Annotated in this window: 17 protein-coding genes; 11 read left to right on the forward strand and 6 right to left on the reverse strand. The window is 56.1% G+C overall.

Translation table 11 applies throughout. The annotated features are described in order from the left end of the window. Nucleotides 1–73: 73 nt before the first annotated feature. The 3 genes from bioD to RZ35_RS06300 form a co-directional block, all read right to left on the reverse strand. Nucleotides 74–739 carry a dethiobiotin synthase gene (bioD, locus tag RZ35_RS06290; RefSeq protein WP_026742534.1) on the reverse strand — a complete coding sequence of 222 codons (666 nt, stop codon included), beginning with the start codon at nucleotides 737–739 and terminating at the stop codon, nucleotides 74–76. 160 nt (nucleotides 740–899) lie between these two features. Next, on the reverse strand, nucleotides 900–2,117 hold the full coding sequence (gene mlc / locus RZ35_RS06295) for a sugar metabolism global transcriptional regulator Mlc (RefSeq protein WP_026742535.1): 1,218 nt from the start codon (nucleotides 2,115–2,117) through the stop codon (nucleotides 900–902). Between the two features lie 94 nt (nucleotides 2,118–2,211). Further along, the gene (locus RZ35_RS06300; protein ID WP_026742536.1) at nucleotides 2,212–3,150 is read right to left on the reverse strand and encodes a LysR family transcriptional regulator; all 939 of its coding nucleotides are present in this window, start codon (nucleotides 3,148–3,150) and stop codon (nucleotides 2,212–2,214) included. Between the two features lie 138 nt (nucleotides 3,151–3,288). On the opposite strand from RZ35_RS06300, the gene RZ35_RS06305 reads away from it, so the two are divergent. Further along, entirely contained in the window at nucleotides 3,289–4,533 is a 1,245-nt protein-coding gene (locus RZ35_RS06305; protein WP_051625506.1) for an MFS transporter, read from the forward strand. 104 nt (nucleotides 4,534–4,637) lie between these two features. Next, nucleotides 4,638–5,573 (forward strand): DNA replication terminus site-binding protein, encoded by a 936-nt coding sequence (gene tus / locus RZ35_RS06310; RefSeq protein WP_026742538.1) that lies wholly within the window; start codon nucleotides 4,638–4,640, stop codon nucleotides 5,571–5,573. On the opposite strand, the gene fumC is transcribed toward tus, so the two are convergent. Next, nucleotides 5,570–6,967 carry a class II fumarate hydratase gene (fumC, locus tag RZ35_RS06315; protein ID WP_026742539.1) on the reverse strand — a complete coding sequence of 466 codons (1,398 nt, stop codon included), beginning with the start codon at nucleotides 6,965–6,967 and terminating at the stop codon, nucleotides 5,570–5,572. The two genes, tus and fumC, sit on opposite strands and share 4 nt — an antisense overlap. A 179-nt stretch (nucleotides 6,968–7,146) precedes the next feature. Between fumC and manA the strand changes: the two genes are divergently transcribed. The 3 genes from manA (at nucleotide 7,147) to add (ending at nucleotide 11,157) form a co-directional block, all read left to right on the forward strand. Beyond that, entirely contained in the window at nucleotides 7,147–8,316 is a 1,170-nt protein-coding gene (gene manA, locus RZ35_RS06320; RefSeq protein WP_026742540.1) for a mannose-6-phosphate isomerase, read from the forward strand. 88 nt (nucleotides 8,317–8,404) lie between these two features. Further along, nucleotides 8,405–9,922 carry a YdgA family protein gene (locus tag RZ35_RS06325; RefSeq protein ID WP_455709698.1) on the forward strand — a complete coding sequence of 506 codons (1,518 nt, stop codon included), beginning with the start codon at nucleotides 8,405–8,407 and terminating at the stop codon, nucleotides 9,920–9,922. Nucleotides 9,923–10,143: 221 nt separating this feature from the next. Then, nucleotides 10,144–11,157, forward strand: coding sequence for an adenosine deaminase (add, locus tag RZ35_RS06330; RefSeq protein WP_026742542.1), 1,014 nt, complete (start codon nucleotides 10,144–10,146; stop codon nucleotides 11,155–11,157). A gap of 499 nt (nucleotides 11,158–11,656) precedes the next feature. Here add and RZ35_RS06335 read toward each other — a convergent pair whose 3' ends face one another. After that, nucleotides 11,657–12,646, reverse strand: coding sequence for a bile acid:sodium symporter family protein (locus tag RZ35_RS06335; RefSeq protein ID WP_026742543.1), 990 nt, complete (start codon nucleotides 12,644–12,646; stop codon nucleotides 11,657–11,659). Nucleotides 12,647–12,738: 92 nt separating this feature from the next. Further along, nucleotides 12,739–13,788, reverse strand: a complete 1,050-nt coding sequence (locus RZ35_RS06340; RefSeq protein ID WP_026742544.1) for an oxidoreductase — start codon at nucleotides 13,786–13,788, stop codon at nucleotides 12,739–12,741. A 300-nt stretch (nucleotides 13,789–14,088) separates the two neighbouring features. Between RZ35_RS06340 and RZ35_RS06345 the strand changes: the two genes are divergently transcribed. The 6 genes from RZ35_RS06345 to nth all read left to right on the forward strand — a co-directional run bounded on the left by RZ35_RS06345 (nucleotide 14,089) and on the right by nth (nucleotide 20,278). Then, on the forward strand, nucleotides 14,089–15,501 hold the full coding sequence (locus RZ35_RS06345; RefSeq protein ID WP_026742545.1) for a GH1 family beta-glucosidase: 1,413 nt from the start codon (nucleotides 14,089–14,091) through the stop codon (nucleotides 15,499–15,501). Nucleotides 15,502–15,851: 350 nt separating this feature from the next. Beyond that, nucleotides 15,852–16,433 (forward strand): electron transport complex subunit RsxB, encoded by a 582-nt coding sequence (gene rsxB, locus RZ35_RS06350; protein WP_026742546.1) that lies wholly within the window; start codon nucleotides 15,852–15,854, stop codon nucleotides 16,431–16,433. A 37-nt stretch (nucleotides 16,434–16,470) separates the two neighbouring features. Next, nucleotides 16,471–18,507 carry an electron transport complex subunit RsxC gene (gene rsxC, locus RZ35_RS06355; protein WP_455709699.1) on the forward strand — a complete coding sequence of 679 codons (2,037 nt, stop codon included), beginning with the start codon at nucleotides 16,471–16,473 and terminating at the stop codon, nucleotides 18,505–18,507. Continuing rightward, nucleotides 18,508–19,521: an RnfABCDGE type electron transport complex subunit D gene (locus RZ35_RS06360; protein WP_026742547.1), complete on the forward strand. Its 1,014-nt coding sequence runs from the start codon at nucleotides 18,508–18,510 to the stop codon at nucleotides 19,519–19,521. It abuts the gene before it with no gap. Further along, a complete protein-coding gene (locus tag RZ35_RS18445; RefSeq protein ID WP_268748618.1) occupies nucleotides 19,521–19,646 on the forward strand; it encodes a hypothetical protein in 126 nt (41 codons plus the stop codon). The genes RZ35_RS06360 and RZ35_RS18445 overlap by 1 nt, the downstream gene beginning before the upstream one ends. Further along, nucleotides 19,643–20,278 carry an endonuclease III gene (gene nth / locus RZ35_RS06365; RefSeq protein WP_026742548.1) on the forward strand — a complete coding sequence of 212 codons (636 nt, stop codon included), beginning with the start codon at nucleotides 19,643–19,645 and terminating at the stop codon, nucleotides 20,276–20,278. The genes RZ35_RS18445 and nth overlap by 4 nt, the downstream gene beginning before the upstream one ends. Nucleotides 20,279–20,305: the final 27 nt, after the last annotated feature.

Here is a 20,305-nt window from a genome sequence, read left to right on the forward strand (position 1 = left end):
CCAAAACCCGGCAAGAATCGCCGGGTTTATGAACGCGGGGGGACTGACCGGCGTGAAAGCGCCGCTCGATAGGTTATTGCTCCAACGCGGACAAGTCGATATAGGAAGACAGTTCACGCTGTTCCGGACGCGGCAGATAAGGCAGCTCGCCCAGCTGCGGAGCCGGGATTTTTTTGCGCAGCGCGTTGATGACTTCGGCGTAATTCGCCAGACCGGGATTGATACGGTTAGCGACCCAACCCACCAACGGCAGCCCGTCGTTGAGAATGGCCTGCGACGTCAGCAGCGCATGGTTGATGCACCCCAGTTGAATGCCGACCACCATGACGACCGGCAACTGCTCCTGTATCACCCAGTCTGAGTATGTGCGCATGTCATTCATCAGCGTACGCCATCCACCGCTGCCTTCGACCACTACGGCATCCGCCATCGCAGAGATTTGCTGGAGACCTTCCGTCATGGCGCAATAATCGATGGTCAGCTCGCTGGCGCTAATCTCATCTTCAGGCAGCGCTATCGGATTGATCTGGTGATAAGGAAGAGAAAGGCTGGAAGCCTCCTGTAAGATCATCGCATCTTTGTTACGCAGCCCTTCCGGCGTTTCGATACACCCTTTGCCGATGGGCTTATAGCCCACAACCGTTTTGCCAGACTTCGCCAGCGCCTGCAATAACGCTTTTGATACCACCGTTTTACCAATGGCCGTATCCGTGCCTGTAATGAAAATACGTTTTAACATGAAGATACCACTCCGGAAGGAACCACCAAGGAAATAGATAAAATGTAAAATTCAATGTCGAAGTCAAAAGTCTAGGCGATAGCCGGAGCTGCCAGCTTGCGTTAGCTCAATATTTTGTTTTGCAGGGGCCACTAATTAGCGAATAATCGGGTATTTACGATCAGCCTTGCAACAATTTAACCAACAGACTGCCGTTGTACAACGCATCCTTTATCAACGCAGCGCCGGGCATGGTGCCCTGATTATAAAATTCGGTGGCGGTCACCTGCACATTATGACTGTACACGGGGAGCGATTGCTGCCGAATGCATGCCATTATCGCCGGATGAAGAATGTCCGCGGCGCGATTCAGCGGCGAGCCCACCAGAATTTTATCTGGGTTGAACAGGTTGACCATAATCGCCACGATCCGCCCGACATTATGGCCAACGTCCACGATAATATCGTTGGCGAGCGGATCGCCTCGCAGCGCAGCTTCACACAGGGTCTCCGCCGTCAGCGGTACACCATGCAGCGCCGAACTCATGGATTGAGACAACCGCTGCTGCACCAACTCCAGAATGCTCTCAGTGCTGGCGACCGTCTCCAGGCAACCGTGATTCCCGCAATAGCAGCGTTTACCATAGGGGTCGACCTGCGTATGACCAATTTCAATCAGGTTACGGCTACCCGCGTGCAGGATCTTTCCCCCGGTAATGACGCCTGCGCCCACATTGTGATCGATAACAATTTGAATCACATTCTGATAACCGCGCGATGCGCCAAACAGCGCTTCCNCCATCGTCCAGGCGCAAATATCATGCTGCAGGTAAACAGGGACGCCGATATGCTCAGACAATGCGGGGCCGATCGCCATTTCATGAACATCGAAGAACGGCATGCGGTGAATAATGCCGGTGATCGCATCGACGATCCCCGGCGAGGTAATGGCGATCGCCGTCAGCCTTTCAAGCTGTCGTTGATGACGGCTAAAGAAGGCGTCCACCTCTTGCAGGATGCGAGACAGCAACGGTGTGGGATGCTCGGCGGGCATCGGCAGCGTCTCTTCCGTGACCAGCGCGCTGCTGAGGTCCCGCAGGGCCAGCGTCATGGTATTGCGACTGATACGCATCGCCAGATAGTGCCACCCCTTCGTTTCGAGCACCAGACCCACAGCGGGACGCCCCCGGCTTCCGACATCGGGAAACTCCGTTTCATGGACCAGATGCGCTTCCATCAGTTCGCGGACGATTTTAGTGATGCTGGCTGGCGCCAGTTGGGCTTTTTTTGATAATTCGATGCGGGAAATGGGACCGAGTTTGTCAATCAGGCGATAAACGGCCCCTGCATTTATCTGCTTAATTTGGTCGATGTGTCCGGGCTGACCGGTGGCAATCACGCTGAAGCGACTCCTGATTTATCATGCGATGTTGTTATTTTTTACACTGCAAAATAAAAAACTGCGGCCATGGTGTCGCTTTTCATAAAAACCGTCAACTATTTGATTCGTTTTGTGATTTACCGCACATATTTGAGCCGGAGTGATTCAACATCAGCGAAATCAGCGTCTGTGCGGCGGTGCTGATCGGCCGTCGCTGATGCGTGACCAGCCACATTTCGCTAATGGCGTCTTTCTCCTGTAACGACAGATATTTCACCCCATCCACCTTGATACGCCTGAATGAGGCTGGCAACAGAGAAACCCCAAGGCCGGACGACACTAGCCCGACGATGGTCATCGCCTCTCCCACTTCCTGCGTAATATAGGGTTTCACGCCATAGTTTTTGAGCAAGGTCATCACTTCGTCATACATCGCCGTTCCTACTTCGCGGGCAAAGAAGACAAAGGGTTCTTGCGCGAGCTGGCGAACGCTGATGCAACCCTCCGGGGCCATCGCCAGGGGGTGTTCCTGATGAACGACGGCCACCAGGGGTTCATGCAGCAATACCTGATGACGCAGTGTGTCGGGCAGCGGGTTGTTACGCATGACGCCGATATCCAGCTTGCCGCTTAGCAACGGTTCGATCTGCTGTTTGGTGTTGATCTCCACCATCTGGATATGGACTTCGGGGAACGACTGGCGAAACTGAAGCAGGCTGCGGGACACGGATTTGACAAACGGCGCTGACGAGGTGAAACCAATATTCAACTCGCCCACCTCTCCGCGCTGAATGCGAGCGGCGCGATCGGCTGCCTGATTCAACTGATTGATAATGGCCCAGGCCTCTTTCAGAAACTGCGCCCCGGCGGGCGTCAGCCGAACCGTACGATTATTGCGATCCAGCAGCCGGGCGCCGATCTGCTCTTCCAGAATCTGAATTTGCTGGCTTAGTGGCGGTTGAGAGATACGGAGTTTTTCGGCGGCGCGCCCGAAATGCAGTTCTTCGGCAACGGCAATGAAATAACGCAGGTGACGCAGCTCTATATTCATATTTCAAAACTATCATTCATGATGATTAATATATTATACAAAAGAATCTGGCAGTTCTATGATCCTGGTTCCGTTTACAATAATGTCCTCTAATCCAGATAAGGATCGATTGTGAGTACCCCGCTGTCTTCACAAGGAATAGCGTCGACCATCACTGATGACGCAGACCCTCTCCCTAAAAGCACCTCTTCTATTTACAAAACACCTTATATCAAACGCGGTACCCCAGCCTTTATGCGAGTCACTTTGGCGCTGTTCTCCGCCGGCCTCGCCACCTTTGCCCTGTTATACTGCGTTCAGCCCATCCTCCCTATTCTTTCTCAAGATTTCGGCATTTCGCCAGCGACCAGTAGCCTCTCGCTGTCCGTCTCGACCGTGACCTTGGCAGTCGGGCTGCTTTTTACCGGCCCCATCTCTGATAGCGTCGGTCGCAAGAACGTCATGGTGGTCTCCCTGCTGCTAGCGGCCTTCTGTACGCTGGTCTGTAGCTTTATGACCACCTGGCAAAGTGTGCTGATTATGCGGGCGCTACTGGGACTGTCGCTGAGCGGGGNCGCCGCCGTCGCCATGAGCTACCTCAGCGAAGAAATTCATCCCAGCGTCATCGCTTTTTCAATGGGTCTGTATATCAGCGGGAACTCGATAGGCGGCATGAGCGGACGTTTGATTACCGGGGTACTGACGGATTTCTTTCCCTGGCGCGTCGCGATTTTCGTTCTGGGGATCGTGGCCTTGTTCGCTGCGTTGGCATTCTGGCGTATGCTGCCTGAATCACGCCATTTTCGCGCAGGTTCTCTGAAGCCGAAAACGCTCTGGATCAATGCGCGCCTGCACTGGCGTGATGCGGGCTTGCCGCTCTTGTTCCTCGAAGGATTTCTACTCATGGGTTCCTTCGTCACCCTGTTCAACTACATCGGCTACCGTCTGCTGGATGCGCCTTATTATATGAATCAGGCGGTCGTCGCCCTGTTGTCCGTCGTTTATTTGACGGGCAGCTATAGCTCGCCGCGCGCGGGTGCCATGACGGCAAAATACGGACGTGGCCGGGTCTTGGCTGGCGCCGTCTTACTGATGTTGACCGGATTGATATTGACGCTGTTCTCGCCGCTGGTCCTCGTATTTGCAGGCATGATGCTGTTTGCCGCAGGCTTTTTCGCCTCGCACTCAGTCGCAAGCAGTTGGATCGGCCAGCGCGCGCACCGCGCGAAAGGCCAGGCGTCATCAATGTACCTCTTCTTCTACTATCTCGGCTCCAGTTTGGCTGGCACCACCGGCGGGTTCTTCTGGTATCAGTTCGGTTGGCCAGGCGTCGTAGGATTCCTGGCTGCACTACTGCTGCTGGCGTTCTACATCAGCTTCCGCTTAAAAGCGCTGCAACGTTAATCCCATCGCCCTTCTTCCCTGATAAGCCAACGGTATAAACACGGTTGTCTCATTGGGGAAGTTGGTTTATAACTTATAGTATGTTGTAACTAATGAGGGGNTTTATGGCCGCTTACGATTTAATCGAACGAATGCATCAGCACTTTATTGCGCTGGAGAAAGAACTCCGGGAAATGCAGGAGCAGTTTTCACAGCTTAAGCTCGCCGCCGCCCGCGTGTTCACGCTCCCTCAGATAGAGAAAGGCCGTGAGCATGACCCGATCACACAGATAGCGGTGACGCCGGCGGAAGGCGAAGCCGCGCGCGAGCTGGCGTTGAAACATTTTCAGCGGCTATTTATCCATCATTATGCGGAAAACATCAGCAGCAAAGCCGCTATTCGCCTGCCCGGCGCCCTTTGCTTCACCGTTGATGAAACGGAGTTTATTGAGGCTGAGCAGCGTATTGAGCACATCAATACGTTAAAGAAGGCGCTGGAATACATCATCACCGTCGAGTCAGGGCTTGCGCCCGAGCAGCGATTTGACTTCGTACATACGCACCTGCGCGGGCTGATCACGCTGAGCGCTTACCGCACTATTCCGATGATCGTTAATCCGGCATCCGTCCGTTTTGGCTGGGCCAACAAAAACATTATCAAGAAGGTGACGCGCGACGACGTGTTGAAACAGCTGGAGAAAAGCCAACAGTCGGGCCGCACGGTTGCGCCTTATAGCCAAGAGCAATGGGCATCGCTGCTGGAACAGGAGATATCTGATGTCAAACGCCTGCCGGAGCAGGCATTACTGAAGATCAAACGACCGGTGAAAGTACAGCCGATTGCGCGGGTCTGGTATCAGGAACAGCAGAAGCAGGTGCAGTATCCTTGTCCTACGCCGCTCATCGTCCTGTGTCGTCAGAGCGACGGCGCATCAGCGCCCATCCTGGGCGATCTGAATGATTACGATGCCGACAGCATCAAGCACAAGCATAAACCCAAAGCCCATCCGTTACGGCTGCTGATCCCGCGACTTCATCTGTATACCGACGAAAGCGCTTAGCGCTTCAGGCTACCCACCATGTCTTCCGGGCGAACCCACTCATCGAACTGCTCGGAAGTCAGATAGCCCAGTTTCAGAGCCGAGGCTTTCAGCGTCAGCCCTTCCTTGTGCGCTTTCTTCGCGATTTCCGCAGATTTATCGTAGCCAATGTGCGGATTCAAGGCGGTCACCAGCATCAGCGAGTCATTAAGCAACTGTTCGATACGCGGCCGATTGGGTTCGATGCCGACGGCGCAATGCTCATTGAAGCTCTTGATTCCGTCCGCCAGCAACCGCACCGACTGCAAGAAGTTATGGATAATCATGGGCCGATAGACGTTCAGTTCGAAGTTGCCGGAAGCGCCGCCGATGTTTACCGCGACATCGTTGCCCAGTACCTGACAGCACAGCATCGTCATCGCTTCGCACTGCGTCGGATTCACCTTGCCCGGCATGATGGAACTTCCCGGCTCGTTCTCAGGAATGCTTAACTCGCCGATGCCGCAGCGCGGTCCCGACGCGAGCCAGCGAACGTCGTTGGCGATTTTCATCAATGACGCCGCCAATCCCTTCAGCGCGCCGTGTCCCTGCACTAGCGCGTCGCAGGTGCCCAACGCTTCAAACTTGCTCGGCGCCGTGACGAACGGCAGACCGGTCAGAGACGCCAGTTCCGCCGCAACCCGCACCGCATATTCCGGATGCGTGTTCAGCCCGGTCCCGACGGCGGTGCCCCCCAATGCCAGCTCGGATAAGTGAGGAATAGTATGTTCGATGTGTCGCTGACTATGCTCCAGCATGACTGACCAACCGGAGATCTCCTGCCCCAGCGTCAACGGCGTCGCGTCCTGCAGATGGGTACGGCCGATCTTGACGACGTCATGATATTGCACCGCTTTGGTTGAGAGCGTTTGCTGAAGCGTTTTCAGTTCGGGGAGAAGATGCTCGAGCACTGCGGTCACGGCGGCGACATGCATCGCCGTCGGGAAAACATCGTTGGAACTTTGGCTCTTATTCACATCGTCATTGGGATGAACCAGGCGTTCATTGCCGCGCCCTCCCCCCAGCAGTTCGCTGGCGCGGTTCGCGAGCACTTCATTCATATTCATATTGCTCTGGGTTCCGGAACCGGTCTGCCAGATCGCCAGCGGAAACTCGTTCGGATGTTGCCCCGCGAGTACCTCATCCGCCGCCTTGATGATCGCCTCGCCGCGATCCTTTGGCAATAATCCCAGATCGAGATTCACTTTCGCCGCCGCACGCTTGGTCTGCGCCAGCGCATGGATCAGCGCCCGGGGCATTTTCTCTTCTGAGATACGAAAATGTTCCAGAGAACGCTGGGTTTGCGCTCCCCACAGCCTGTCGGCGGGCACATCAACCGGTCCCATAGAGTCTTTCTCAACACGGATATCGGGCATGACCTATCTCCTTTGAAGATGCGTTTATTTTCGGATAATTGAGGTACTTGTCGTTATGGTATCGTCGCGGATAAAGCATTACCATGATGGGTATCGAGGTTCTGGATCATCACCCGTCCCCCTGAGTCTTTAACCCTTAGTTCACTACGTGAAATCATCAATAACACTAGGATCCCGTTATGCAGAAAATGCTTAACCGTATTCAGCATTATGCCTGGGGCAGCCCAAGCGCGTTGACCGAGCTGTACAGCATGGAAAATCCCGACAATCGTCCAATGGCGGAACTGTGGATGGGGGCTCACCCCAGCAGCAGCTCTCTGTTGGTGGACAATCAGGGGCAGCAGGTCAGCCTGCGGGATATCATCACCGCCGACCCGGAGCGTTATTTGGGCCAGCGCATCGCACAGCGTTTCGGTGAGCTGCCGTTTCTGTTCAAAGTGTTGTGCGCCGATCAGCCGTTGTCCATTCAGGTTCATCCCAGCAAAAGCGCCGCCGAGGAAGGTTTCGCCCGTGAAAACGCGGCGGGCATTCCCGTCACCGCTGCGGAACGTAACTACAAAGACGCCAATCACAAGCCGGAATTGGTCTTCGCGCTCACGCCGTTCAGCGCCATCAACGGGTTTCGCAAACTTGAAGAAATCGCCGAGCTGTTGCAGCCGCTGGCGGGCGCGCATCCGTCCATCGCCGCCTTTTTACAGCAGCCTGACCGTAAGAGCCTGTCGATGCTGTTCGCCAACCTGCTCGAAATGAGCGGAGAGCAGAAAGAGACCGCTATCGCGACCCTCAAAGCCGCGCTTAACAGCCGTAGCGGCGAGCCCTGGGCAACCATTCGCAACATCACGCGCTTCTATCCGGACGATAACGGGCTGTTCTCTCCGCTTCTAATGAACGTCGTCACGTTACAGCCGGGCGAAGCCATGTTTTTGACGGCGGAAACGCCCCACGCCTACCTGAATGGCGTCGCGCTTGAAGTCATGGCCAACTCAGACAACGTGCTGCGCGCCGGGCTGACGCCGAAATACATCGATATTCCCGAACTGCTGGCCAACGTGCAGTTCGAACCTAAACCGGCCGAAACGCTGCTGACGCCCCCTGTTGTCAGCGAGCAGTCATTGACCTTCTCCGTGCCGGTTGACGATTTTGCTTTCTCCCTTCACGATCTCACGGCACAGCCGCACGTGCTGGCTCAGGAGAGTGCTGCTATTCTTTTCTGCGTCAGCGGAGAAGCCACCGTGGAAAAAGCGCAACAGCGGATCACTCTGCAACCGGGAGAGTCCTGCTTTATCGGCGCTGATGAATCTCCCGTGCAGATTCACGGTACGGGTCGCATTGCCCGCGTTTATAACTAGACTTTAAACAGCATGATGCTGACGCCCCGATGAGGGGCGGTACTACACAAGATAAAAAAGGATACATAGCGTGACGAAAAAAACAGTCGTGGCCGTAGGGGTCATTATTGCTCTAGGCGCAGTTTGGACAGGAGCTTCCTGGTTTACTGGCAAACAGGTCGAAAAGCACATTGGTGAATTCACAGACAACATCAACAGCCAGTTGAAAACCAACTATCCCAACGCCGGGCTGAAGGTCAGCTACCGTGATTATCAGCGCGGCCTATTCAGCAGTCACCTGACGTATGTACTCCAGTCCGACGGCACTGCCAGCGACCATCAGGTGCTGGACAACAATCAGGAAGTCGTCTTCAACGAAACGCTCTATCACGGACCGTTCCCGCTGTCTCAGGTTAAACACCTGAATCTGATCCCGTCTATGGCGTCCGTGCACAGCGAGCTGGTGAAAACCGACGCCGTCGCGCCGCTGTTCGAACTAACGAAAGACGCTCCGTTCATCAACGCGGAAACGCGCGTAACCTATAGCGGCGATACCCACTCCGATATTCATCTGGCGGCGATCGATTTCCAGAACCCGGACCAGAAACTGAACTTCAGCGGCTCCGATCTGAAACTGTTCGTGGCGCGTGACCTCAGCCAGGCTCACATCGTGGGTAATATCGCTAATCTGGCGACCGAGAAGAAAAACCAGTTGGGCCAGAATGAAATGCTGACGCTGCAAGATCTGGCACTGGACTCCACCTCGCGTAAAAGCAAGTTCGACATCAATGTCGGTGATGCCAACATCACCCTGAAAAAACTAACGCTGAACGTCGAAAACGAAAATGGGCTGACCGTCAACGATGTGAACATCTCCAGCGAAAACAATGCGGACGACGNGAATCTGTCAGGGAAACTGGGTATCGACGTCGCCTCCGTCGTCGTGCGCGACCAGAATCTGGGCGCAGTGAACCTGAAAGCCAGCTTCGCCGGTGTCGATGGCCACGGATTGAAGCAGTTCTCCGACGCCTATCGCGCCAAGTTCCAGACGCTGATGTCCAGTCCGGAACCGATCACCACCGATGAATACCAACAGCAGATGGCAATGGTCGTGCTGCATAACCTACCGCAGCTGTTGAAAGGCAATCCGCAGATCCACATCGCGCCGCTGACCTGGAAGAATGCCAAAGGACAGAGCGACTTCAATCTGGCGCTGGATTTGACCGATCCGCTACAGAAAGACCACAACGCCATCACTGGCGTGTCTGATGAAGAAGCGCTGATCCGCCAGTCGATCAAAAATGTGGACCTGAAACTCAATTTGCCGCTGAATATGCTGACGGAGCTGTTCGTCCAGACCGGTCCGAAAGTGGCCAACGACAACGATAAAAAGCAAATTGAAGCGATGGCCCGCCAGCAGGCGCAGCTGATTGCCGGCGTCGGCCAGATGAGCCAGCTGACGGTCACTAAGGACCATGCGATCACCAGCTCGCTGCAATACGCCGACGGCACCGTGNCCTTCAACGGCCGCAAATTGACGCTGGCGGAATTCATCGCGCCGTACATTTCCGTCCCCGCTCAGGACGCGCCGCAAGCCGTCCCTGCGCCTGCCCCGCAGGCACAGTAAACCAGCACGTAGCAGGCGCCTTCCCGGGCGCCTGCCCTTACACCGTCGCCCCCCAATCCGCCCATTATCGCCCAGACACCCCGCAAAACGGCCTTCCGCTACCGCCATGTCGTAACCGTTGAGCATGAACTTTTCTGCGAATAAATGGTAATTTGACCGAGTTTATTCTTATACTAACGGCTATTTACTGACTCATTGATTTCTTTAATAAAGAGTAAAACATGATTGATCCGCACATCCCACTAACAGATATCCACCGCCACCTGGATGGTAATATCCGTCCTCAGACCATTCTTGAGTTGGGCCGCCAATTCAATATCGCGTTGCCGGGACAGGATCTGGAGTCGCTGCGTCCTCATGTGCAAATCGTCGATAATGAACCAGACCTGCTTAGCTTCCTGAAGAAACTTGACTGGGGGGTAAACGTGCTGGGTTCTTTGGACGCGTGTCGTCGCGTTGCCTACGAAAACGTTGAGGATGCGATCCGCGCCGGACTAGACTACGCCGAGCTGCGTTTTTCCCCTTACTACATGGCGCAGGCCTATCAGCTTCCGTTGGAAGGGGTTGTTGAAGCGGTCATCGACGGCATTCACGCCGGCTGCCGTGACAATGATGATAAGATCATGATCCGCCTCATGGGGATTATGAGCCGCACCTTCGGGACTCAGGCCTGTCAGCAGGAGCTGAGTTCACTGCTCGCGCACAAAGACAATATCACCGCGTTGGATTTGGCGGGCGATGAGTTGGGGTATCCCGGAGAGCTGTTTACCGACCACTTCCGTCAGGCGCGAGATGCCGGCTGGCATATCAGCGTGCACGCAGGTGAAGCCGCAGGTGCGGAAAGCATCTGGCAGGCAATTAACCAGCTGGGCGCGGAGCGTATCGGCCACGGCGTTGCAGCGATTGTCGATCGTAAGCTGATGGAGTACATGGCTGAGCACCAAATTGGCGTAGAGTCCTGCCTGACGTCCAATATCCAGACCAGCACCGTTCACTCTCTGCTCGCCCATCCGCTGGTGCACTTCCTGCGTTACGGCTTGCTCGCCACGATTAATACCGACGACCCGGCCGTACAGGGGATCGAAATCCAGCATGAATACAACGTCGCTGCGCCGCAGGCCGGATTGACGGAGGAAGATATTCATCAGGCTCAGCTAAACGGCCTGACTGTCGCCTTCATTGGCGAACAGGAAAAGGAGCAACTGCGTCAGAAAGCGAAACAGCGCGCGGCCTGATACTGTTCTCTGACAGCCCCCCACCGCTGAATTGATGCGATGGGGGGCTACATCAACACCTTCCCGCCTTATTCTGCCCCCTTCTGTCCGTGAATCTTCGTCTCCTCTCTCGCTCGCTGAACGCCTACATCCGTTTTGAATTCGCGCATGCCTAATCGCTCATCCGGCAACATTCGTTACCAAGGGTCCCGGTTTGGGTCGTTTCATGGATGAATGGCAACTACAGCGAGCTTCATTGACGTTATCCGCGCCCCGAGATAACCCCTGCCGCTGAATTCAATGTCCATGTTGGCGCCATGCCAGCCAGTTGAAGACGACGTTAGAGAAGCAAGAGGCATTCCGAGGATAAGGCGCGTGGATAGGACACAAGGACACCAGGGACAATCTGGAATGAACATCGGCCGCATTAGCACAAGTCTGTAGGGAAGGAAGAGGCGCTAAAACAGCCACGCCATGAGTTCTTGCTCATGGCGTGGTATCTTCGCGATTCGGAATGGGATCACTCTTCGGCGCTGTCTGCCTCTGCCGGCCGCTGAGCATAACGCTGGGCCAGCGTGGCGCACACCATCAACTGTATCTGGTGGAAGATCATCAGCGGAAGCACCATGGCGCCGACGGCCGCAGCAGGAAACAACACGTTGGCCATGGGGATGCCGTTAGCAAGACTTTTCTTCGAACCGCAGAACACGATCGTGACCTCATCCGCCTTCGAGAAGCCCAGTTTGCGCGCGGCCATAGTGGTGCACACCAGCACAATTCCCAGCAAGACGAACGAGCACACCACGATAGACAGCAAAGACCAGCCGTTGATTTGATGCCAAATACCCTGAACGACCGCCTCGCTAAACGCGACGTAAACCACCAGCAGTATCGATGAACGGTCAGTGATATTGACCAGCTTGCGATGGCGCTGTACCCAGTTGGCGATCAGCGGACGCGACAGATGACCCAGAACAAACGGCACCATCAATTGCAGGATGATCGACCCAATCGCATGCAGCGTATCCGTCTGTCCGCCTTGCGTATGCATGAGCAGTCCGACCAGGACCGGCGACAGAAAGACCCCGAGAATACTGGATGCCGACGCGCTGCAAATCGCCGCGGCCACATTGCCGCGCGCCATAGAAGTGAACGCAATAGCGGACTGAACCGTTGCTGGCAACGCGCAGAGATAGAGAAATCCAAGATAGACGGTCGGCGTGAGTATTTCTGGAACCAGAAACGACATGGCCAGACCGAGCAACGGGAACAGAACAAACGTGCTGGCGAAGACCACCAAATGAAGACGCCAATGGCTAATGCCGGCGCCAATCGCTTCCCGAGATAACTTCGCACCATGCATGAAGAACAGCAGGGCGATGGCAGCGGTCGTCAGGTATTCAAAGAACACCTTCACTTCTCCCTCACAGGGAAAGAACGAAGCGGTGATGACCACCAGGACCAGAACTAACAGGAATTTATCGATCTTTAAACGTTGCAACCATCCCATAACGAAACGAAATCCTCTCAATAAACAGTACAGGCGATCCTGAGATCGCCTGTGAGATAGAGAGATAATATGTGGAATAAATACCCACAACGCTAGCTATTTTTTAGCGTCACCGCGCATTTTTTCTGATTGGAAATCAGCCCAAGTTCGATCAATTCCATTACTTTGATCGCCTGCGTCACCGGAACCGGGTTTTCACCCTGACCATTCAACGCGTCGCGAACAGCGGCATAATAGGCCGTGTAATTACCGGGGATTGTCGTCACCGCTTCCTCCACCGCCGAGCCTTCCCGGTTCAGCATCAGCACGCCATCGCGTTCATCGTGTCCCCATAGCGTATCGTCATCCGGCATGTGTCCTGCCTTCAATTTCGCCTCTTGAGGGTCGAGGCCATATTTCACGTAACTGCCGTGGCAGCCGTGGACGATGTAGCGTGCGGTTTCCGCGACAGCCAGCAACGTACTGTGCAATACAACGCGGCGCTGCGGATAAATCAATGTCGCATGGAAGTAGTCGGCGGATTTCCCCCCAGGACGCAGTTGGGCGAGATCCGCATGAATGGCGACCGGCGCGCCAAACAGCTGCAAGGCCTGATCGATAAGATGGGGTCCCAGGTCGTACCAGATGCCGCTGCCCTCACTGCCGTCTTCACGCCAGCGCTGTCGAATTTCCGGACGGTAGCGATCGATGTGGGATTCCATATACACCACGTCGCCCAACACACCGCTTTGCACCAGATGTTTGAGGGTCAGAAAATCGCTGTCCCAGCGGCGGTTGTGGAAGACGGACAACACTTTTCCCATGTGGACGGCAACCTGATGCAGCTCATAAGCCTGAGACAGCGTGACGGTAAACGGTTTATCCACCACCACATGCTTGCCTGCCTCCAGTGCGCGTTTTGCCAGGGGAAAGTGCGTATCGTTCGGCGTGGGTATCACGATGAGATCGATTTCCGGGTCGTCGAATAACCCTTCCGGTTTCTCGGCTACCCGCACAGACGGCCAATCTTCATGCACCTTTTCCGGATGCCGACTTGATACCGCCACCAATGTCATCCCAGGCGTTGCGGCAATGAGCGGTGCATGAAACGTCTTGCTCGCATAGCCATATCCCAACAATCCGACACGAATGGTATCTGCCATAAATCATTCCCCCAGCCTGAGCGACAGGCTTTTCCCGTTGTAATGGAACGGCCAGTATNCCACCGCGAGCTTTACAGAATTATCGGATAACGCCATCAATACGCCGCCCCTCTCTTGCCTGTTCCTTCTGTTCAGGCTTTATACACGACCATCTGGGCGGTCGCGTGATCAAGTGATGTGAGTACGATCACAATTTCATCCCGAAAAAAGAAACCGGTTTCAGAAACCGGTTGCAACATAGAATTCAACCCGCCTACACTCCTCATCAGTGAGTTAAAGCCATCCAAGAGCGAGGTTTTTATGGCCACATTTCCGAAAGATTTCTTATGGGGCGCCGCCACCGCAGCCTATCAGGTCGAAGGCGCACACGACGCCGAGGGCAAAGGCCCATCGATTTGGGATACGTTCTCTCATCTGCCCGGCACCACCTTTGAAGGGACCAACGGCGACATCGCCGTCGATCACTATCACCGATTCCGTGAAGATGTCGCTCTGATGGCGGAGCTGGGCTTGAAGAGCTATCGCTTCTCCCTCTCCTGGCCACGACTGCTTCCCGAAGGACGCGGCAGGATCAATGAAGCGGGCGTCGCGTTTTATAGTGCGTTGATCGATGCGCTGCTGGAGCACGGCATCCAGCCCATGATCACGCTTTATCACTGGGATTTGCCGCAGGCGCTGCAAGATCAAGGCGGCTGGGAATCCCGTCAGACGATCGATGCTTTCGAGGAGTATGCCCGCCTCTGCTACCAGCGCTACGGCGACCGCGTCAAGCTGTGGTCGACGTTCAATGAAACCATCTGCTTTATCGGCTTCGGGTACATAACCGGCGCTCATCCCCCCGGTGTTCGCAACCCGGCCCGCGCTCTGCAAGCCTGCCACCATGTGTTTATCGCCCATGCGCGCGCCGTCGCCGCTTTCCGCCAGTCCGGCATTACCGGAAAAATCGGTTTCGTCAACGTACTGCAAACGAATACCCCCCTCGACGACACCCCGGAGAACGTCGCCGCGTGTCAGCTGGCGGACGGGATTTTTACCCACTGGTTATATGATCCGGTATTACGAGGCGAATATCCGATAGAGTTGCTGCATCTGGCGCAGTCAAGCCTCGGCGCGCCGGTGTTCGAACCGGGCGACGAAGCGCTGCTGCGCGACAACGTCTGCGACTTCATCGGCCTGAATTATTACAAGCGGGAAACGGTGGCGGCGAATCATGGGGAATCGCGCCTGCAAATCAATACCACGGGCCAAAAAGGCAGTGCGCATCAGGCCGGAAACGAGTTTGGGTTTAAAGATCTGTTCAAATTCGTGCGTAATCCTAACGGGGTCTACACCGACTGGGACTGGGAAATTTATCCCCAGGGACTGACCGAGGGCATCATGAATATCAAGGAGCGCTACGGTGATATCCCGATATACATCACCGAGAACGGTTTGGGCGCCAAAGACCCCATCGTGAATGGCGACATCGTGGACGACGACCGTATCGACTATCTGCGTCAGCACATCGATGCCGTCGGGGAGGCGATTGCGCAAGGCGCCGACGTTCGGGGCTACTACCCTTGGTCATTCATCGACCTGCTGAGCTGGTTGAACGGCTTCCAGAAGCAGTACGGATTCGTGTATGTCGACCATCAGCATCAACTGGCCCGTAAACGTAAGAAGAGCTTTTTCTGGTATCAACAGCTCATTCGCCGCAACGGCGAGTCTCGCTAATGCGTCAGTAAAGACGTATCAACCTCAGGCGTTTCGTCTCATAACGGGGCGCCTGACCCGCGCCTATCCTGTCACGAAGGGGCATGCACTCCCCGTCACACACATCATCGCCTCTTCTACTCTTCATCGTTCGATCGTCTCCCCAGACTGGCCTGCGAGCACAAGTTAGACGTTCAGTCTCCGGCAGCCGTCGATGACGGGCGTTCAGGTTGTCGAACCTGGGACAATACCGGATAATATGGCGATTTTATTTTGTAAGTACTGTATGAGCGAATACCCGCGACTACCGGTTGGCGCCTTTTGGCGAACGTGTCGGCTCTTACGGGCTTTACCCGACTGGTGAAATGGTGATGATGAATTTTTGGATGACGATAGCCGCACTCGGCGCACTGACGCTGACGGCGAGTTTGATGCTCGGCTACGCCTCACGCCGACGTACTCTGCGGCACCCCCCCCCCTCCGTTGAACAGCTGGAAGATCTGCTCCCGCAGACCCAGTGCCGCCAATGCGGTTACGCGGGCTGCCGTCCCTATGCGGAAGCCATGATTCACGACGGCGAACAGATCAATAAATGCGTGCCGGGGGGCGAACCTCTGATGCATAAGCTGGCTGAGCAGATGAACGTAGAACCGCAGCCCTTGCCGGATGATGCGATGCCGGGCAAGCCAGAACGCCAGGTCGCACGCATTGACGAAAGCCGTTGCATCGGCTGCACCAAATGTATTCAGGCCTGCCCGGTGGATGCCATTGTCGGCGCCGCACGTGCTATGCATACCGTCGTCAGCGAACTCTGTACCGGCTGCAATCTGTGTGTTTCCCCCTGCCCGACCGACTGCATTGCGCTGGACCCGGTCAAACCGACCCCCGACAGCTGGAACTGGGACCTGAACACGATCCCGGTGCGCGTTTTACAGGGGGGGCATCATGTTTAATTTACTGACTGCCTTCGGGAAAAATCGCATTTGGCCCATGAAGGGCGGCGTTCGCCCGCCGCAAATGAAATCGCCGTCGAATCAGATACCACTGCGTCGACTGCCGCTGCCTGACCGACTAATTATTCCACTTCAGGCCCATCTGGGACCGGACAGCGATCTGTGCGTACAGGTCGGAGAGCAGGTATTGCGCGGCCAGCCGCTGACGCGAAGTCTCGGCACAACGGTGCCGATACATGCCCCCACATCCGGCACGATACAGGCTGTCCGCTATCATACCGCCACGCATCCGTCCGGGCTGCCGGTGCTGAGCCTGATCCTGACACCCGACGGCGCCGATCGTTGGGTGGAACGACGCCCCTTGCCGAACTATCGCCAGATCGCGCCGCAGACGCTGCGGGATCATCTGCATCAAGCGGGGATCACGGGCCTTGGCAGCATCGGATATGCCACAGAGTCCCCTTGGCCAGAGACACCGTGCGACATTGACACACTCATCATCAATGCCGCCGAGTCGGAACCTTACCTCACTGCCGATGACCGCTTGATGCAAGAGTGCGCGGCCGATCTGGCCGTCGGTATCGACATTCTCGATCGCCTCTTTGCGCCTCAACGTATTTTATTGGGGATCGAAGATAATAAGCCACAGGCTATTGCTGCGTTAAAACAGGCGTTGAACGCGTCGTCGCGCGTACAAATCCGGGTCATCCCTACCCGCTACCCCTCCAGCGATGCCGCCGTGCTGACGCGAATACTCACCGGCAAAATCCTCCACGACGGCCAGCCTTCCACCCATGTGGGCGTCTCGGTGCAGAACATCAGCACCCTTTACGCCGTGAAACGCGCGGTGATTAACGGCGAGCCGTTGACAGAGCGAGTGGTGACGGTAGCGGGTCAGGCGCTTCAACAGCCAGGCAATGTCTGGGCGCGACTCGGTACGCCGGTTCGCTTTCTTCTGCGTCAAGCCGGCTATCGGGTGACCCGCGGACAACCCACGGTGATCGTGGGCGGTCCGATGACGGGATTCACGCTGCCGGAGCTGGATGTCCCGATCCTCCCGAGCAGCAGCGCGATACTGGCGCCGTCACAAGATGAAATTCAGCCCGAGACGGAGGAGCAGTCCTGTATCCGCTGCGGCGAATGTGCCGACGCCTGTCCTACGGGCCTCCAGCCGCAACAGCTGTTCAAATTGATCCGCGACGAAGACCATGAACAGGCGCGCCAGCATCGCTTGTCCGCCTGTATCGAATGCGGCGCGTGCGCCTATGTTTGCCCCAGCCATATACCACTGGTGCAATACTTTCGTCAGTCGAAAGCTGAGATTCAGTCGTGGGAACAGGAAGCCCTGCGCGCCGCCGCCGCCAAAGCGCGTTTTGTCGCGAAAAAAGCCCGGTTGGAGCGTGAAAAACAGGCACGGGAACAGCGACATCAACGAGCCGCAACGCCTGTCGCGCCTGCACCGAAGACGCAAACTGCGCCATCGGTGGACGTCAAGCCTGCTTTGGGGACGACCAGCATCACCTCTGGCAAACCCGGTGCCGCCGTCATGGCCGCCATTGAACGCGCTAAAGCGCTTCAGGCTGAAGTTAAGGTGACGCAACCGCCAGCAGCAGCCACGACTCATCAGCCCGCGCCGACTGCCGATGCTATGCCGACCCGCCCGTCGGAAAACGATCCCCGCAAAGCCGCCGTGGCCGCCGCTATCGCTCGGGTTAAAGCCCGCAAGGCCGCGCAGCAGCAGGCGTCTTCGCCTGACGCCTCACCGGTCGCAGCCGAGGAGATGAATACCCAAGCGCCGCTGAATGCCGGAACGGAAAACGATCCCCGCAAGGCCGCCGTAGCCGCCGCTATCGCCCGCGTTAAAGCCCGCAAGGCCGCGCAGCAGCAGGCGTCTTCGCCTGACGCCTCACCGGNCGCAGCCGAGGAGATGAACACCCAAGCGCCGCTGAATGCCGGAACGGAAAACGATCCCCGCAAAGCCGCCGTAGCCGCCGCTATCGCTCGGGTTAAAGCCCGCAAGGCCGCGCAGGCATCACAGAGATCTCAAACGCAACCTAAGTCTCAAGAGGAATAAATGGCTTTCAGAATTGCGAGCGCGCCGTTATTGCATCAACGGCAGACGACCTCCGGCATGATGCGATGGGTGATTTTGACCTGCGTGCCGGGTATCGCCGTACAGAGTTATTTTTTCGGCTACGGCACGATCATTCAGATAATGCTGGCCATAGTGACGGCGTTTGTCGTCGAGGGAGTGACATTGTCACTTAGAAAACAGCCCGTCGCGGCTACGCCTAAGGACAACTCAGGGCTTTTGACTGCGGTGCTGCTCGGTATTATTCTGCCGCCGCTGGCGCCTTGGTGGTGGGCCATTCTTGCCACGTCGGTGGCCGTCAGCGTGAAACAGCTCTCCGGGGGGTTGGGACACAATCGTCTTAACCCCGCGATGACGGGCTATGTCCTGCTGGTGCTGGCATTCCCCACCTCGATACTCCATGGTTTCTCAGCGGGCGCCCCCCAAGATGTGATCAGCACGCTACAGACCCTGTTCTCCGGTCAACGCGCGTTTGCATCGTTCGACCTCTTCACAGTCCCGTCTCTTGCGTTCAATACGGGTGTCGCCACACTCCCTGCGGGAGAACCGCTTGCCAAGCTATTCGACCACATCCTGTTCAACGGGTTTTCCGCTTCATTGCGTTGGGTGTGGATCAATCTGGCTTTCCTGGTCGGCGGCCTGTTACTGCTGGCCCGGGGCGTCATTCGCTGGCAGATCCCCGTGAGCTTTTTACTGGCGCTGTCGTTCTGCGCGCTCGCAGGTCGACAGCTTCAACCGGAAATCTGCGCCCCATTGTCGCTGCATCTGTTTTCTGGCTTTACATTACTGGCTGCTTTTTTCATCGTCACCGATCCCGTCACCTCGGCGACGACGGATAAAGGGCGTCTCCTGTTCGGCGCACTGACCGGTGCGTTGGTTTGGGTTATCCGTACCTACAGCGGTTATCCTGAAGGGGTGGCTTTCGCGGTGTTGTTGGGAAATCTTGCTGTTCCCTTGATTGATCGTCTCACGCAACCCCGAATATCGTCTCAGTAATGTTGAACGCTATAATGCTGGCGCTGAGCGACAATCTCGCCGTTCTGGAATGTCGTCGTGAATGCAGCGATCCCAGCACACACGCCATTGCGGTCTTTGAAGAAGGCTTTACTGCATCACTATGAATAAAGAAAAACGACTCGCCATACTGACGCGATTAAGGGAAAACAACCCTGAACCGAGGACCGAGCTACATTACACCTCGCCCTTCGAACTGTTGATTGCCGTTCTGCTCTCGGCGCAGGCCACGGATGTCAGCGTGAATAAAGCGACCGCCAAGCTTTACCCGGTCGCCAATACGCCCGAAGCCATGCTGGCGCTGGGTGTGGATGGCGTGAAAAGTTATATCAAGACGATTGGGTTGTTTAATAGCAAAGCGGAAAACGTGATCAAAACCTGTCGAATGCTGATTGAACATCACCAGGGGCAGGTGCCTGAAAATCGGGCAGCATTGGAAGCCCTCCCCGGCGTCGGCAGAAAGACGGCGAATGTGGTGCTGAATACCGCGTTCGGCTGGCCGACCATCGCCGTCGACACTCACATTTTCCGCGTGTGCAACCGTACCGGTTTTGCGCCCGGTAAGACGGTGGAGCTGGTTGAGGAAAAACTGCTGAAGGTCGTGCCGGCGGCATTTAAGGTAGATTGCCATCACTGGCTTATCCTGCATGGGCGCTACACCTGCGTCGCCCGCAAACCGCGCTGCGGTTCCTGCTTGATAGAAGATCTCTGCGAATACAAAGAGAAGGTCGACGTCTGAGGAAGGGTTATCACGGCCAGGAGTGAA

This window comes from Lonsdalea quercina subsp. quercina, from assembly GCF_000688655.1.
In the GTDB taxonomy this organism is placed as follows: domain Bacteria; phylum Pseudomonadota; class Gammaproteobacteria; order Enterobacterales; family Enterobacteriaceae; genus Lonsdalea; species Lonsdalea quercina.

What these genes read in the sequence shown, in the direction of transcription:
- RZ35_RS06360 (WP_026742547.1), top strand. Translation starts at nt 18,508, where the DNA reads ATGGCTTTCAGAATTGCGAGCGCGCCGTTATTGCATCAACGGCAGACG.
- RZ35_RS18445 (WP_268748618.1), top strand. Translation starts at nt 19,521, where the DNA reads ATGTTGAACGCTATAATGCTGGCGCTGAGCGACAATCTCGCCGTTCTG.
- nth (WP_026742548.1), top strand. Translation starts at nt 19,643, where the DNA reads ATGAATAAAGAAAAACGACTCGCCATACTGACGCGATTAAGGGAAAAC.
- RZ35_RS06345 (WP_026742545.1), top strand. Translation starts at nt 14,089, where the DNA reads ATGGCCACATTTCCGAAAGATTTCTTATGGGGCGCCGCCACCGCAGCC.
- rsxB (WP_026742546.1), top strand. Translation starts at nt 15,852, where the DNA reads ATGATGAATTTTTGGATGACGATAGCCGCACTCGGCGCACTGACGCTG.
- RZ35_RS06335 (WP_026742543.1), bottom strand. Translation starts at nt 12,646, where the DNA reads ATGGGATGGTTGCAACGTTTAAAGATCGATAAATTCCTGTTAGTTCTG.
- manA (WP_026742540.1), top strand. Translation starts at nt 7,147, where the DNA reads ATGCAGAAAATGCTTAACCGTATTCAGCATTATGCCTGGGGCAGCCCA.
- add (WP_026742542.1), top strand. Translation starts at nt 10,144, where the DNA reads ATGATTGATCCGCACATCCCACTAACAGATATCCACCGCCACCTGGAT.
- bioD (WP_026742534.1), bottom strand. Translation starts at nt 739, where the DNA reads ATGTTAAAACGTATTTTCATTACAGGCACGGATACGGCCATTGGTAAA.
- fumC (WP_026742539.1), bottom strand. Translation starts at nt 6,967, where the DNA reads ATGCCCGATATCCGTGTTGAGAAAGACTCTATGGGACCGGTTGATGTG.
- RZ35_RS06300 (WP_026742536.1), bottom strand. Translation starts at nt 3,150, where the DNA reads ATGAATATAGAGCTGCGTCACCTGCGTTATTTCATTGCCGTTGCCGAA.
- RZ35_RS06340 (WP_026742544.1), bottom strand. Translation starts at nt 13,788, where the DNA reads ATGGCAGATACCATTCGTGTCGGATTGTTGGGATATGGCTATGCGAGC.
- tus (WP_026742538.1), top strand. Translation starts at nt 4,638, where the DNA reads ATGGCCGCTTACGATTTAATCGAACGAATGCATCAGCACTTTATTGCG.